We start from the raw sequence: 15,664 nt of genomic DNA on the forward strand, positions 1-15,664 counted from the left end.
GGCCGCCCTCCGTCCCACCGTTCCAGGCGGCCGGCCGCACGCCGCGCGCCGCCTTCTTCGGCATGACTGACGCAGCACCCTCGTTCTGGAGCTCACCATGCTGCCCATCACCGCACCCGCCGCCGGTCAGAAGAACGCCGTCCCGCTGCACGTCACCTTGCCGACCTTGCCCGCCCCGGGCGTGTCCAGCGACGTGACGCCTGCCGCCACCGCCACGACGCCTCCCGAGACGTCGACCGGTGTCATGCCCAGGATCAAGTCCTTCCTGCGTCTGCGGCCGGACTTCTTCGGATATACGGTGCATCCCGAGGAAGGCCGGATGCGGGTCGTGCTGCAAGCCGTCCATGACGCCCTGGCGCCGATGAGCGCCGACCTTCCCGAGGCCACGACGGCGCAACGCGCCCGGCTCCGCACGGCGGTGGCGGCGCATCTGACGGCGCAACTGAAAGACATCTCGCTCGACACCATGGATCTGGCCTTCCTGAATCGGGTCGCCGGACTGCTGGTGGCCGCCACGCTCGACGGCGACTATGCCGGGCTGCAGGGCAACGGAGACCGCCTCGACACGATCCGCGGCGCCATCCTGGAACCGAAGGAACTGCGGGAGTCCGTCCTGGTGCGCCGCTGGGGCATCGGGGATCTGAGCGACGACGGCGTCGAAGCGACACCGAGCAGCCTGCGCTCGAAGAAGGTGCCCGTGCATCGCGGCAGCGCGTTGCTGGCGGAAGGCTTGCTGGCGACCGCGTATCTCGCGGGGCAGCTGCACGGGAAAGCGCCTCCCTCCCCCGAGCTGGCCCGCCGTGTCGCAGCGGCACGTCTGACGGCCTACCTCCTGGTGTCGGCGCTGGCGCATGAGCCGATGCTGTTCGACCTCGACCGGCTGGACCGCCTGACGGCCCGTGCGGATTCGAGCGCACAGGGCCATCTTGCGGCGCTCAAGGACCTGTGGCCGGCGGTGAGCCGGCTGTCCCATCTGGACATCGCCGGACCACCCGCCTTCCTGTCCGGATCGGAACGCGCGGATGCGCGATGGCATCCGGCGCCGATGCGACGTCTTCTCACCTACGACAGCCCACCGTTCGTGCGACTGATCGGATTGGCGCGGACGGACGCGACCGGATCCGGGGCCGACGCGGTCGCCGCGACCGGCCAGCCCTCCGCCGAAGCACCGCTGCGACTGCTGCGCACGCTGATGCCGGATGTGCGCCAGCGCCTGTCCCGGGAGTCCGGAGAGGTGGCCCTCAGCTCGCGAGCGGGAAAGCTGCTGTCCACGCTGCAGGTGCCCGCCCTGACGGCGATCCCCAGCACGCAACAGCTCGCCGATCAGGATGCGCATCTCGCGCAGCTCGACAACTTCATGCTGACCGTCTTCGGTGACGAGTTGCCTCTACAGGGCTGGTTGCTGCCGACGCAGGCGACGCTGACCGAAGATCAGTTCCTCGTCGGCACGCGCGCCCTTGCGGAGCGACAGCCGGACGGCCGCTGGATCTTTGATGACGACGGCGTCGCGGTCGCCCGGGAGATCTACGGAGAAGACGCCACGGAGGGTCCGAAGGAGTCGCCGCTGGACCGCTGGGACAGGTTGAAGTCGCGCGAACCGCGTCCTGGGGCCGATGCGGTTGGCACCGACCTCGTGCGCGTGTACGTCCAGATGGAGAACGACCCGAACATGTTCACGGCGGGCCGCGATCTGACCGCCGCACATCCGAACCGCATCGTCTGGGTCCAGTCGAATCTGGACGGGACGTTCCGGGTGGTCCGTGGTCAATCGCTGCTGGACGCCAGCAGCGCCGACACGAGATTCAAGCTCCTGGTCTGCGGCCACGGGCGCACGAGCGCGCAGACGCGGGAGCGCCTGCTCAGCGGCCGCACCGCCACCGGGCTGGCCAAGGAACTGTCGCGCCTGATGCCGCAGCTCGGCATCCGCTCGGTGCAGAGCATCAGCCTGCTCAGTTGTGCGCTGGAGACGCCCGTGGAGCAACGCAGTTTCGGCCGTGAGTTCGTCCCGGGCGTCGTCGCCCTGGGTGAGGCGGGCATGGAGACCACGGTCTACGCCGACTCCGTGATCACGAGCCTGAGATCGAACCATTTCCGCAAGTACACGCAGCTTCACGACAACGCGCCCGTGCGCCTCGGCGCCGCGGGCAAGACCTGGATCTTCCGCGTCGATCCCGACGGCAGTGTGTCCGTCCGCGACAAGTTCCCGAACGGCGACGACGGCGTCGACGTGCCGGTGGCGTGCTGTTCGATCCTGAAGCTCCGCGAGCATCCGGAGACCACAGGCCGGTCGCTGGCGCTCACCGACGCGGGCGCCGCGGCCTGGAGCCGACTGCGCGGCCGCTTCCGCGAAGTGGTGTCGCAACATCGCCCGGCGGGCATGCATCTGGTGCCCAGCCTGACGCTCAAGGACGACGGTCCGGCGGTGCTGACCTACCTGCGGCTGGACTCCGGCGAGGCGCTGACCCGCGAGGTCGTCGCCCCGGCCGACATCGCCGTGCTGCGCACCGGCTTCGGCGCCATCACCTCGGGCCTGGCCGACATCCGGGATCAGGGTCTGGACGTCAGCGCAAATCACAACCGCCTCGACCTGCTCAATCTGGGGATGCTGGCCCTGATGCTGTCGGACCTGGCCGCCGACGGATCCGGCGGTGACGCGTTTCAGGAAGCCCTCTGGTATCTCGGCGTCACCCAGGGCGGCTTCCAGCTCGGTGCGGACGCCGCGGCCATGGCATCGGTCATCGCCCAGGTGGCAGGACGCAGCGAGGCGGCATCGCTCGGAGTCCTGGTGAATTCGACCGAGAACCTGTCGCACGCCCTCGCGGCGGTGAGCCGGCTCGCGCAGGCCGGCACGATCGCCACCGATGTCGCCCGATTGATCGACAGCCTGGGCGTGGGCAACCGCGCCCGCGTGACCCAGGCGGCCGTCCAGGTCGGGCTGGACGCGGCCGGGCTGGCGCTGGTGGGCGTCGCCGCGGCCGCCGACCTGGCCGGGCTGGCGCTGATCGCCGCCGTGGCCGAAGGTCTGGCGGTGCCGCTCCAGGGGTTGATCGTCGGCATTGCCGCCCTCAACGCGGCGGTGTCGAACGAGATCGAGCGACTCGACAGGAACCTCGGTCCGCTGAGCCTGATCGACAAGGGCTATGCCGAGCCGCTGGTCCGCGACAGCCTCCATCCCGAGCATCCGGATCATCGGGCCCTCCTGGTCCACGGCTTCGCGCCCCTGCGGCGCATCGATTTCGTGAACGGCACGGTGACCTTCGCCGACGCCACCGTGGGCGCTTCTGCCCTGCACCGCAACCAGCTGTACTGGCAAGGCGGCAGCCACCGGCTGCACGACTGGTGGATCAGCGACAACGCCGATCATCAGGGCAGCTATGCGCGCCACGGGCAGGAACTGGATCTGTGGACCCTCCTGCGCAGCGGCGACCGTCCCACGTCCCCCCAGGTTCCGCTGTCCAGGTCGCTGCGGGACCCCAATCTGGTCCTGGGGCTGGTGACGCCGCCGAACATCGCGATCCATTTCGACCAGTACTCGTCGTCGCGGGCGGGCGGTGACCTGTCACTGCTCGGCAACCCCCTGATCGAACGGATGCAGGAGAACAGCGGCGCCTCCTTCGTCGGCGACTACGTGTCCTCCGGCAGCTTCGCCAGATCGGCGGACCTGTGGTGCTTCGAGCAGAAACCGACACTGCTGGAAGTGGCGCTCGACGATCAGTCGAGGATGCTCGCCTTGCCCGGCAAGTTCGAGGACGAACGCGGCCTCTTCGTGTTCTCCGACAGCCGATCGATCAACCAGCGCACCCTTCGTCCGCTGAACCAGTCCCAGGTCCACGTGCGGCTGATCGGCGGCGGCGGTCGCTGCACGATCGCGCTCCCGCCCGACGGCGCGATACGCAATCCGGTCCGCATCCTGCCGTCTCCGCTGGTGCGGGAAGTCTGGACGATGCTGCTTCGGGGCGGCCTGATCGGCGGCGGCAAGCCCATGGCCTTCCTGGACGGCGGGGTCGCGGGATTCAGCATCGCCGGTCAGGAGTTCCACTTCGAAGCGCTGAACGACGCCATCATCCAGATCGCGGACCCGCTCGTCCCCGGCGCCCGCCTGATCGTGGACGTGCAGCGCAAGGCGGCGTCACTGGTCCTGACGCTGCCACCCTGGACCGAGGCCATGAATCCCGCCGCCGCCCTGACCGAGGCCATCGGCCTGCTCTCCGCCCCCGAGGAGGTCCGCGAAGGCGCCCTCCCGCCCATGTTCCACTCCGACGCTTCCGGCCAGCCTCCGGCGCCGGTTCAACTGGTCAGCCGGCTGGACACCGGTGAATTGCTGTCGGGCCTGCTCAACCCGGTCACCGGCGCCGCGTTGCTCTACGGCGCCCACCACCTGCTGATGCTGGAGCGGCCGCGCGCCGGATGGCCGCTTCCTGCCTGGCGACGCTACGCGCTCAGGGGCGGCGAACTGAGCCTCAGCGACGACAAGCGACCGAGCGTGCGCTACGACGGGGGCCGCAACTTCGGGCCCGTCACCTTCACCTACCAGACGGAGCTCCGGCGCTTCGTGCGCGACCGCCTGGCGATGACCGAGGCCGGCAAGCGGGCCTTGATGGCCTGGTCACGCGCGCACCCCGGCTGGACGCGCGAGGACCTGCGTCGGTTCCTGACGTCGGAACTGGCGGCCGGGGTGGAACTCGCGGGCCCGGAGGGCGGTGCCGCCATGCCGGTGGAACTCGTCGATTACCACTACCAGAACGTGGAGGGCCGGCTGCCGACGGAAGGATGGACCGCGATGGCGCTCTGGTCCCGGCTGGACCGTCTCCAGCAGGTCTCGCAGAAGGACGGGCCGATCCTGCTCGACGGAGATCCGACCTTGGGGAGAGACATGGTCCGCGCCGGACTCGCGACCTTTCCGGAGACAGGCACCGTGGCGGCCGTCGACGTCGATCGCGCCCTGCAATGGCTGGCCCTGACGCATGCACAGGCCACCGGCGCGTACGGCGCCTGGTCGGACTTGCACCCGCCGGCGCCGCCGCTGACGTTGCAGCGACGGACGGATCTGGTGAGGCTCCGGGACGCGCTTCTCGAGCTGCTGGAGCGACACCGGAAGGCAGGAGACGGCGCCCACTGGATCAAGCTCGGCGATACCCCGCAGGCGTCGGAACTCATGGCGCACCGCCTGCGCGACGCCGGCGTGGACATCCGCATCGACGACGCCGACCAGGCGCCCGCCTCGCGGTCCACGGACCGATCCGGCCCGACCGACTTCTATGACGTGCAGGAACCCTCGCTGCGCCTGTTCATGCACGACGTCACCGATCTTCTCGAACGCGACGCGGCCGTCGTGCGGCAATTGCAAAGCGTGCGGCCGCCCGGCCCGTCCGACACGCCGCTGCAGGCGTCGCTCACGAGGCTGGCCGCCAGTCGGGCCGTGGCGGCCGGCCACGGCGCTCCGGTCTCTCCCGTGCCTGCGGACGTGCTGGAGCAGGTCCGGCGGGCTGGCCTGACCTACTGGAGCCCGGCCGTGGACCAGTCCCCGCTCTCTGGATCGTCCACCGGGGAACCGGAGCGGTCCACCGCGTCGGGCGCGACCGGGCTGGGCCGCGTCTCCTACACGGACGCCGGCGGCATGATCGACAACGCCACGCTGCGGTGGTGGCGCGCCCAGGCCGCCACACAAGGCCTCCTGCTGGACGCCTGGTACGTCAGCCATGCGGTGCCCGGGTCGCCCATGGAAGTCCTGCTGCGACCGGCCGCCGTCGACGCCTTGAGGGACCGCCTGATCCGTCTGCAAGCGCAAGCGTCCCGGATGGACGTCCCCGCGCTGCCGCTGCACGACGACACGATCCTGCAGGGGCAGTTGCTCGCCGCGCTGCGGCGGCTTCTCCCGGACGTCGCGGCCGTCAAGGTCGCGGGCCAGGACACGGCGGTGCCTGGCGATGTCGTGCGGTTCGTCGACGACCACGGACGCAGCCACTATGCGCTGATGCGCCGCCCCGACACCAACCTGCTGCAACTCCACCGGGATCCCGCGGCGCTGCGCGGCAATCCCTTCTGGGCCTACCTGTGCCCCGTCGAGGATCTGGACGAGCATCTGCGTCCTCCACTCCCCCCCGCCTCTGACAACCCCGTCGTCATCGATCCCGCCACCTACTTCAGTTGGCGCCAGGACGATCCGAATCCGGTGATCGGCGGCGTCTACCTCTACCGGAATCCGCACAGCCAGCGCGACGAACTGTTCCGCCTCCTGCGCGTCAACGCGAAGGCGCTGCCGACGGATCGCCCTTACGACCATTTCCCGGTCGACGGCTCCAGCAGTGCGGACTGGCAATACCTGGGCAATTCGGAGTCGCTGAGCGCCTCGGAGCTCGGCGCGATGGCGAACGGTCCGAACTCGTTGAAGCCACAGACCTTCTCCGTGGGCCTCCTCGAGTGGTGGTCCGAGCGGTTGACGCAGGGCGGCGGCGACTACCGCAATTTCCGCCTGGATCCGGAGGCCCTGGAAGTCACGACCTGGGGCAGTTCGACCTTCCGCCTGGAGGAGAACGGCACCCTGCACATCGGGCTCGACGACAGCGATGCCACGACGTTCCGGCTGTCCGACGACCCGGAGTTCAAGCTCTGGCGCGAACGGTTCGTGAACGGGCGCACGACGCCTCGCTGGCTCCTGATACAGGGCAACGGTCGCGAGATCGATCTGGACGGCGCGACGTCGCTGGGCATTCCGGAGATCGTGATCCTCGACGAGCCCGACGAGATCTCCCGACGCATCGACCTTGACGATCGCGGCCCCGGCAACGTCGAGGTCTTCTACGAGGGGCGCGACCTGCTGATCCACGAGGACAGCGTCGGGCAATTGACCCGGATCCGCAACGCGCTCGCCTCCGCGACCGCGCTGCCGTTCGATGACGAATGGACCACCGAGGTGCAGGTCACCGGACAGGGCGGCACACGCCGACTGCGGTGGCCGGAGCTGGACAGTTCCTTGCGTCTGCCGATGATGGCCTTGCACGGCTCGACGCTGGACGTGGGCCGGCGGGGCATCGATCTGCGGATCACCGATGCCGACCGGTGGAGCAGGATGACGGTGCCGGATGTCTTTACCTTCTCCGACGGTCGCTACAGCGCCAGCCCGAGCGGCGACGACGAGGCCCTGCTCCGCTTCCCGGCCGCCGACGGCCGCTGGCGACTGGGACGTCTGTCCGCGCCGCTCATCGCCGCGATGGGGGCCGGTGCCGCCACGTCCAAGCAATGGACGCTGGTACGCGACGACGAACACGCAATGGCCTTCCTGGAAGCGACAGAAACGCCGCCAGCCGACGCCACGGGCACAAGAAACCGATGGTCGCTGACCAGCGCCAAGCTGTCCGAGGTGATGGCGGCCGCGACACCGGGGTCCGGCAGCGGCCTCGCGCCCCGGTGGGTGCCGTCGGACAGCCTCATCGCCAACGGCACCGTGGTGGCGCCCCCGCATGCAGCGCGCACGGCGACCCTGACCCCGGCAGCCTTGACCCCGGCGGCGTGAACCTCTCCGCGGACCGGGTCAACCCAGCAGCAGCGCGTTGACCCGCTTCACGTAGGCGGCCGGATCCTCCAGCACACCGCCTTCGGCCAGCAAGGCCTGGTCGAACAGCACCTGCGCCAGGTCGCCGAAGCGGGCGTCGCCCGCCTCGTCACCCTCGATCGCGCCCAGCTTCTTCACCAGGGCGTGGTCGGGATTGATCTCCAGCGTGGGCTGCGACACCGGCGCCGCCTGGCCGGCCTGCTTCAGCATGCGGGCCAGGTGGCCGCTGATGTCGTGCTCCTCGACCACGATGCAGGCCGGCGAGTCCACCAGCCGCGTGGTGACGCGCACGTCCTTCGCGCGACCTTCCAGCGCGGTCTTCAGGCGATCCAGCACCGGCTTGAACTGCTCGGCCGCTTCCTCGGCCTTCTTCTTCTCTTCCTCGTCCTGCAGCTGGCCCAGGTCGACGGCGCCCTTGGCGACCGACTGCAGGCCCTTGCCTTCGAACTCATGCAGGTGCGACAGCATCCACTCGTCGACGCGCTCGGTCAGCAGCAGGACCTCGATGCCCTTCTTGCGGAAGATCTCGAGCTGCGGGCTGTTCTTCGCGGCGCCCAGGCTGTCGGCGGTGATGTAGAAGATGGCCTCCTGGCCTTCCTTCATCCGCGACACGTAATCGGCGAACGAGACGTTCTCGTCGGCGTGCGTCGAGGCGAAGCGCAGCAGCTTGACCAGGCGTTCCTGGTTGGCGTGGTCCTCGCCGACGCCTTCCTTGAGCACCTGGCCGAAGTCGGTCCAGAAGCGCGCGTACTTGTCGCGCTCGCCGGCGTCCTCGCTGTGGGCCAGCGACTCCAGCATCGACAGCACGCGCTTGGTCGAGCCCTCGCGGATCGCCTTCACGTCGCGGCTTTCCTGCAGCAGCTCGCGGCTGACGTTCAGCGGCAGGTCGGCCGAGTCGATCACGCCCTTCACGAAGCGCAGGTAGACCGGCATCAGCGCCTCGGCGTCGTCCATGATGAACACGCGCTTGACGTACAGCTTCACGCCGCCGCGCTTGTCGCGGTTCCACAGGTCGAACGGGGCCTTGGCCGGGATGTAGAGCAGCTGCGTGTACTCGCTGCGGCCCTCGACGCGGTTGTGCGTGAAGGCCAGCGGTGCTTCGGTGTCGTAGCTGATCTGCTGGTAGAAGGCGTCGTACTCGGCCTGCGTGATGTCGCTCTTGGAGCGCGTCCACAGCGCGGAGGCCTTGTTCACCGGCTCCCACTCGTCCTTCAGCACCTGGGTCGCGTTGTCGGCGTCCCACTCTTCCTTGCGCATCAGGATGGGCAGCGAGATGTGGTCCGAGTACTTCGCGATCGTCGACTTCAGGCGCCAGGTCTTGAGGAACTCCTCCTCGCCCTCGCGCAGGTGCAGGATCACGTCGGTGCCGCGACCGGGCTTGGTGATGGTCTCGACCTCGAAGTCGCCGGTGCCTTCGGAACTCCAGCGCACACCCTGCTCGGCCGGCAGGCCGGCGCGGCGCGATTCGACGGTGATGCGGTCGGCGACGATGAAGCCGGAGTAGAACCCGACGCCGAACTGGCCGATCAGGTTCGCGTCCTTCTTCTGGTCGCCTTCGAGCTTGGCCATGAACTCGCGCGTGCCGCTCTTGGCGATGGTGCCGAGGTGGGCGATGGCTTCTTCCGCGGACAGGCCGATGCCGGTGTCGCTGATGGTGACCGTGCGCGCTTCGGTATCGAAGGACACGCGGACTTCCAGCGTCGGCTGGTCCTCGAGGAGCTGCGGATGGTCGAGCGCTTCGAAGCGCAGCTTGTCGCAGGCGTCGGAGGCGTTGCTCACCAGCTCGCGCAGGAAGATCTCCTTGTTCGAGTAGAGCGAGTGCGTCACCAGATGCAGGATCTGCTTGACTTCGGCCTGGAAGGAATGGGTTTGCTTGTCCATCGTTCGTGAGAGCGGTGATGCGGAGGGATGCCAACGGGGCAAGCCCCGACGGGGCCTGGATTATCGCGGCGGTAGATGGGTGCGGCCGGGCCCGATTTCAAGGGACGGCGAGCGCCTCTAAACTGCGCGCCCTATGCCGATGATCTACTGGTTCGACTTGTTGGGCGTGGCGGTGTTTGCCGTCAGTGGCGCGCTGGCCGCGATGCAGGCGGGGCTGGACCTGTTCGGGCTGCTGGTGATCGCCGCCATGACGGCGGTGGGCGGCGGCACGCTGCGCGATCTGCTGCTGAACCGGCATCCGGTGTTCTGGATGAAGGACACGCGCTATCTGCTGGTGATCATCGCCAGCGCGCTGGCGGCGCTGATCGTGGGCCCGTTCCCCGAACACGCCATCGGCATCCTGAAGATCGCCGACGCGCTCGGCCTGGCGCTGTTCGCGCTGTGCGGCACGGAGATCGCCGAGGAGCACGGCGTGAAGCCCATGCCCGCGTTGCTGATGGGCACGCTGACCGCGTGCGGCGGCGGCGTGCTGCGCGACGTGCTGAGCGGTCAGGCCCCGCTGCTGCTGCGCAAGGACATCTACGCGACGGCCGCGATCGGCGGCATCGCGCTGTACTTCCTGCTGAAGGCGATGGGCGTCCCGATGCGCTGGGCCTTCGTCATCGGCATGGTGGGCGTCGCCGCGCTGCGCCTGGCGGCGCTGTACTTCGGCTGGCAACTCCCGGCGCTGCAGATGCTGCAGGTTCACTGACGATCGTCGACGTCCTCGTCTTCGTCTTCGTCTTCGTCGTCGAGGTCTTCATCGTCCTCTTCGTCGTCCGCCTGCTGCGCATCCCGCGTGCCGCGCTTGGCGGCGACGGCGCGGGCTTCCTTCTCGGCGATCCGGGCGGCCTCCGCGGCGTCGGCGGCGGCGGTCCACTCGTCGAATTCGGCCGGTGTCTCCAGCGTGATGCGTCCGAGCTGCCCCTGGCGCAGGTCGTACAGCAGGACTTCCGCGGCCTTCTGCATGTTGATGCGGCCGCCCGAGAGCACCGCGCCGCGGCGCTTGCCGATCAGCTGCAGCACCTCGCCGTCGAGCAGCGAGGCGTCGGGTTCGAGCTGGTAGCGGGCCTTGAGCGACTGCGGATAGTGCAGGCGCAGGTAACCCAGCAGATCCAGCGCGACCACTTCCTCCTCGAAAGCGTTGCGACCGACCGCGCCGCTGGCGGCGAGGTTGATGCCCGCCTCCGGCACGCGGATCTTGGGCCACAGCATGCCCGGCGTGTCGAACAGGTACACGCCCTTGTCGAGCAGGATCTTCTGCTCGATCTTCGTGATGCCGGGCTCGTCGCCCGTGGCGGCAGCGCGCTTGCCGACGATGGTGTTGATCAGCGTGGACTTGCCCACGTTCGGGATGCCGCAGATCAGCACCCGCAGCGGCTTGTCCAGCCCGCCCCGGTTCGGCGCCAGCGCGCGGCACTCGGCCGCCATCAGCTTCGCCAGCCCCGGCTGCCCCTGGTGGATCGCAACGGCGTGGGTGTTCGGCTGCGCGCGATAGAACGCCAGCCACTCCGCCGTACGGGCCGGATCAGCCAGGTCCTGCTTGTTGATCAGCTTCAGCGCCGGCCGGCCCTGCGTCAGCTGCGCGATCAGCGGATTGGCGCTGCTCGCAGGCACGCGGGCATCGAGCATCTCGATGACCACGTCGATCCCGCTTTTCATGCGCTCGCGGATCGCGCCCCGGGTCTTGTGCATGTGCCCGGGAAACCATTGAATCGCCATAGCGGGGGATTGTCTGCGATCCGGGAGGCTTTTCTTTCCACCTGCATCCTCTCAGCGCTTGGCCGCCAGTGCATGAGGCCTTGCCGGCCAGCGGCAAAACCTCAAGCACTGCCGTCCCCGAACCGGAGGCGGCCTGCCCTCAGTTGCCGGCAGGCGCAGGACGCAGTTCGACGATGGTCAACTGGCCTTGCTGCGATTCGATGCGAACCTCCAGCCGGTCGCCGGTCTTGATCGCGGACAGCTGCGCGGCACTCACCACGCCCGGCGCCAGCTTGAACGGCATCGTCATGCCCGGCATGTCGAGGTGACGGATGTCGCCGTGCTTGAGCGTGAGCTTCTGCTGGGGGATGTCGATCCGGCGGACTTCCGCCGGGATCCAGTCCTGCGAAGACGGCGCCGGGGCCTCGGCGGTCTCCATCTGCTGGTCATGCCCCTCGTGCGAATGCTCCTGCGCGCGCGCCGGCAGGGCGGCAGTGCCCAGGACGACGACGAGGGCCGCGAAGGCGACGGAGGCGGTGTGGAAGCGGTTCATGGTGTTGACTTTCTGGATTCGTGAATCGGGTTCATCGGGGCTCAAGGGGATCAATGCCCCTGATGTCCGTGCCCATCGGGCTTGCGGACACGCAACGGTTCCGTGGCGGGTGCAGTGGGAGCGGTCGGCACGGCGGCAGGCTTGGCCTGCGGAGCGGCCGGTGCTCCCGCGGGTGTCGCCACGGGTCGCGCGACGCTGCCCGCCGGCGCGGCGTACCAGCCCGGATCGGCGTAGTCACCGGGCTTCTGGTCCTTGCGCACCTTGATGACGCTGAACATCCCGCCCATCTCGAGCGACCCGTGCGGCCCCTGCCCGCTCATCATGGGCACGGTGTTCTCGGGCAGCGGCATCTCCATCTCGGCCATGTCGGACATGCCGCGCTCCCCCATCGCCATGTAGTCGGGAATGACCTTGTTGATGCGCGCCGCGAGCCCGCGGTGATCCACGCCGATCAGCGTGTCGACCTGGTGGCCCATCGCGTTCATCGTGTGGTGGCTCTTGTGGCAGTGGATCGCCCAGTCGCCGGGCTCGTCGGCCAGGAACTCGATCTGCCGCATCTGCCCGACCGCGACGTCGGTGGTGACCTCGGGCCAGCGCGCCGTCTTCGGCACGGGGCCGCCGTCGGTGCCGGTGACCTCGAACTCGTGCCCGTGCAGATGGATCGGGTGGTTGGTCATCGTCAGGTTGCCGACGCGGATCCGCACCCGGTCGCCCTGGCGGACGTTGAGCGTGTCGATGCCCGGGAAGACGCGACTGTTCCAGGTCCACAGGTTGAAGTCGGTCATGGTCATCGTCCGCGGCGTGTAGCTGCCGGGATCGATGTCGTAGCTCGACAGCAGGAAGCAGAAGTCCCGCTGCACCTCGGCGATCTGCGGATGCCGGGCCTTCGGATGCGTGACCCAGAAGCCCATCATGCCCATCGCCATCTGCGTCATCTCGTCGGCATGCGGGTGGTACATGAAGGTGCCCGGACGCCGCGCAACGAACTCGTAGACGAAGGTCTCTCCCGGCTTGATCGCCGGCTGCGTCAGGCCCGACACGCCGTCCATGCCGTTGGGCAGCCGCTGGCCGTGCCAGTGCACGCTGGTGTGCTCGGGCAGCCGGTTGGTGACGTAGATGCGGACGCGGTCGCCCTCGACGACCTCGATGGTGGGACCGGGCGACTGGCCGTTGTAGCCCCACAGGTGCGCCGTGGTGCCGGGCGCGAGTTCGCGCAGCACCGGCTCGGCGACGAGGTGGAATTCCTTGACGCCGTCGCGCAGGCGCCAGGGCAGCGTCCAGCCGTTCAAGGTGACGACGGGGTTGTACGGGCGGCCGTCTGGCGGCGTCAGCGGCGGAGCGGTGTCGGCGTTGTCGCGCTGGGCGGGCTCGGGCAACGCGGCCATGGCGACGCGCGAGACGCCGCTCGCGTTCACCGCGCCGGCGGCACCGAGCGCCGCCCCCGCGGCCGCGCGGGCGAAGAGGTTCCTTCGGGAGATCATCGGAGAGTCCTTTCGAAGCCGCGCGTTCAATGCGCGGCACCGCCGGCGGCTTCAGGCGCGGCGGCAGTCGATGAAGAAGAGGCAGCGGCAGGGGCGCCGTCGCGCACGGGTCCGAGCAGGCTCTGCGACAGCGCCGACTCCGCCAGCCAGAAGTCGCGCTGCGCGGCCAGCGTCGCGGACACGGCGCGCGCCTGCACGCGGGCATCGGCGAGCAGGTCCATCACGCCCACCAGCATCCCGTTGTAGCGGAGCAGGGTCTCGTCGGACACCTGCTTGGCCAACGGCAGCACCTCGTCGTGATGGCGTCGCGCGATGCGCCAGGCGGCCTCGGCCCGGGCGCGGGCGACGCGTACGTCGGAGCGCGCCTCGATCGCGATCTGCGCCGTGCGTTCGAGCGACTGGCCGTAGGCCTCCCGCGCGCCGGCGACGCGCGCCTGACCCCAGTCGAACAGCGGCAGTTCGACGCTCAGCTCGACGCCGCGCTGGGTCGGCTCCTCGTTGCTGCTGTTGCGCTGCAGACCGAGTTCGAGCACGTTGATGCGACCGGTCCGACGCGTCAGGCCCAGTTGCGCGGCGAGCTGCTCCGACTCGCGCTTTGCGGCCAGGATGTCGAGCCGCTGGGCGACCGCCTGGCGCTCGACGTCGTCCGCGGCGCGGAATTCGGTGGGCACGTCCGGTAGACGCTCCGGCAGCTTCAGCGCGGTGAGATCGTCGCCCCAAAGGCCGATCGCGCGGATCAGCGCTTCGCGGTCGCCCGCGGCCTGCAGCTGCGCCTGCTCGATCGCGAGCTGCGCTTCGGCGAGCACCGTCCGCTCGCGCGCCAGACGCAGCGCGCTGACGTTGCCGGCCTGCCGCATGCGCAGCGCGAGCTCGGCGCCGGCCGACGCCGAATCGAGCACCGTGCGCGCGTGCCGCAGCTGCTCCTGCGACGCAACCGCCTGGATCCAGCTCCGTCGGGCCTGCCCGGCGACGTCGAGCAGCTGCTGCGCGACGCGCGCCTGCTCGCGTTCGAGTGCGCGGGCGCCGGCGTCCTGCCGGGCGCCGCGGCCGAGCAGGCTCAGCAGGTTGAACTCCAGTCCGCGTTCGATCTCGCGTTCGTCGCCTCGGACAAGGCGGCCGATGTTGAGCACCGGATTCGGCCAGAGCAGCGTCTGCACGCGTTCGGCTTCCGCCATGCCCAGGCCGTACAGCCCGGCCTGCAGGCCACGGTGGTTGAGCAGCGCCAGTTGCACCGCGCCCTTTGCGTCGAGCGGCTCCGCCAGCAGCGCGTCGGTGCGCGCACGGGCGGACGCACGCTGCCCGTCGGAGCGCTGCAAAGGCAGTTCGGCGCCGAGCCAATCGCGGCTCTTCTGCTGAACGGGCGCGGCGGCCTGTTCGGGCGAGAGCGAAGCGCAAGCCGACAACATCGCCGAAGCGGCCAGCGCGATCAGCAGTCGGACAGACGGGTGACCAGGTTTCGTTGAGGAGGACATCGGCGACTCCTCAGTGGTGGTGATGCGCGCCGGCCGGCGCGGAAGCCGCCTGGCTCTCGCGCAGCAGCGCGCGCCATCCGCCGGCGTCGAGCACGCGACGGTTGGCCTGGCGCCAGTCGCCGACGCCGGGGTCGACGACCGCGGCGCTCGATGCGGGCGCGGGGGGCTTGGGCCGCGATGCGGCGGAGCTCAGGCGCGCATCGGCGGGATCGGGCGGCGCCGCCGCCGCAACGGAAACGGCGGCAATGGCGGCGCCCAGGCACATCGCCAGAGCGAGTGCGGGAATGGAACGGGAAGACATGACTGCCTCGCGAATGAACAGGTGCGATGCCGTTCCGCCGCAGGACATGCGAACGGACGACGGCTCGAACGGCGGCTCGTCCAGGACGAGCGCCGGCGTTCAGTCGAGGAAGGCTTTGGGCGGCCGCTCAAGCGGCTGGGGGGACTGCTCGGGCGCACCGTGGGCGTCGAGCGAGGGGGCGGCGTCGCGCAGGTCTTGCGCGGCCGGCGTCAGGGACGCGATCGGCAACGCCGCGCCGATGCAGCATTGCAGGCAGATGCCACAGTGGTGGTCGGAGGTCGCCGAGTGGTCCATGCCGTCGTGGTGCGACGCGTCATGGTTCATCGATGCCGTGCCGGCGTGATCCATGTCGGCGTGATCCATGCCGGCCATGTCCTGCGACATCCCGTCCATGGCGGACATGTCATGCGCCATGCTCTGGTTCATGTCCTGGCAATCGCTCGGCATCGTCATCACGGCGGCGCCAGTGGTCGACGACATCAGCGCCATGCCGATGCCCATCGTCGCGGCCAGCGCGCCCTGCAGCGGCAGGGTCAGGCTCAGCAGGGCGAGCACCAGCCAGCGGCTCCAGAAGCGCTGGCACGGGGTGGACGCGGTCGGGCAGGACATGAGGCGGAGTGTAAGGGCAAGGCGCCGCTCCCCGCCCCGGCCATCACCCCGGCCAATGTCGGAACACCCGTTGTC

9 protein-coding genes are annotated in these 15,664 nt (G+C 69.5%); 2 read left to right on the forward strand and 7 right to left on the reverse strand.

Annotation, left to right across the window (positions count from 1 at the left end; all coding sequences use genetic code 11):
* Positions 1-97: 97 nt before the first annotated feature.
* Positions 98-7,513: a C80 family cysteine peptidase gene (locus ACQZ13_RS26100; protein WP_431048753.1), complete on the forward strand. Its 7,416-nt coding sequence runs from the start codon at positions 98-100 to the stop codon at positions 7,511-7,513.
* An 18-nt stretch (positions 7,514-7,531) separates the two neighbouring features.
* Here the strand turns inward: ACQZ13_RS26100 and htpG are convergent, their stop codons facing one another.
* Complete coding sequence (gene htpG / locus ACQZ13_RS26105; RefSeq protein WP_431048754.1) at positions 7,532-9,433, reverse strand: molecular chaperone HtpG; 1,902 nt, start codon at positions 9,431-9,433, stop codon at positions 7,532-7,534.
* 133 nt (positions 9,434-9,566) lie between these two features.
* On the opposite strand from htpG, the gene ACQZ13_RS26110 reads away from it, so the two are divergent.
* Complete coding sequence (locus ACQZ13_RS26110; protein WP_431048755.1) at positions 9,567-10,184, forward strand: trimeric intracellular cation channel family protein; 618 nt, start codon at positions 9,567-9,569, stop codon at positions 10,182-10,184.
* Here ACQZ13_RS26110 and ylqF read toward each other — a convergent pair.
* From ylqF to ACQZ13_RS26140, 6 genes are all read right to left on the reverse strand, one after another.
* A complete protein-coding gene (gene ylqF, locus ACQZ13_RS26115) occupies positions 10,178-11,194 on the reverse strand; it encodes a ribosome biogenesis GTPase YlqF (RefSeq protein ID WP_431048756.1) in 1,017 nt (338 codons plus the stop codon). The two genes, ACQZ13_RS26110 and ylqF, sit on opposite strands and share 7 nt — an antisense overlap.
* 139 nt (positions 11,195-11,333) lie before the next feature.
* Entirely contained in the window at positions 11,334-11,726 is a 393-nt protein-coding gene (locus ACQZ13_RS26120) for a copper-binding protein (protein WP_431048757.1), read from the reverse strand.
* A 50-nt stretch (positions 11,727-11,776) separates the two neighbouring features.
* Positions 11,777-13,207, reverse strand: a complete 1,431-nt coding sequence (locus ACQZ13_RS26125) for a multicopper oxidase family protein (RefSeq protein ID WP_431048759.1) — start codon at positions 13,205-13,207, stop codon at positions 11,777-11,779.
* A 26-nt stretch (positions 13,208-13,233) separates the two neighbouring features.
* A complete protein-coding gene (locus ACQZ13_RS26130; RefSeq protein ID WP_431048760.1) occupies positions 13,234-14,679 on the reverse strand; it encodes a TolC family protein in 1,446 nt (481 codons plus the stop codon).
* A gap of 10 nt (positions 14,680-14,689) precedes the next feature.
* Positions 14,690-14,980 (reverse strand): hypothetical protein, encoded by a 291-nt coding sequence (locus tag ACQZ13_RS26135; RefSeq protein WP_431048761.1) that lies wholly within the window; start codon positions 14,978-14,980, stop codon positions 14,690-14,692.
* 99 nt (positions 14,981-15,079) lie between these two features.
* Positions 15,080-15,589, reverse strand: coding sequence for a hypothetical protein (locus tag ACQZ13_RS26140; RefSeq protein WP_431048762.1), 510 nt, complete (start codon positions 15,587-15,589; stop codon positions 15,080-15,082).
* Positions 15,590-15,664: the final 75 nt, after the last annotated feature.

It is taken from the genome of Roseateles sp. L2-2, from assembly GCF_050613215.1.
Taxonomy (GTDB): domain Bacteria; phylum Pseudomonadota; class Gammaproteobacteria; order Burkholderiales; family Burkholderiaceae_C; genus Roseateles; species Roseateles noduli.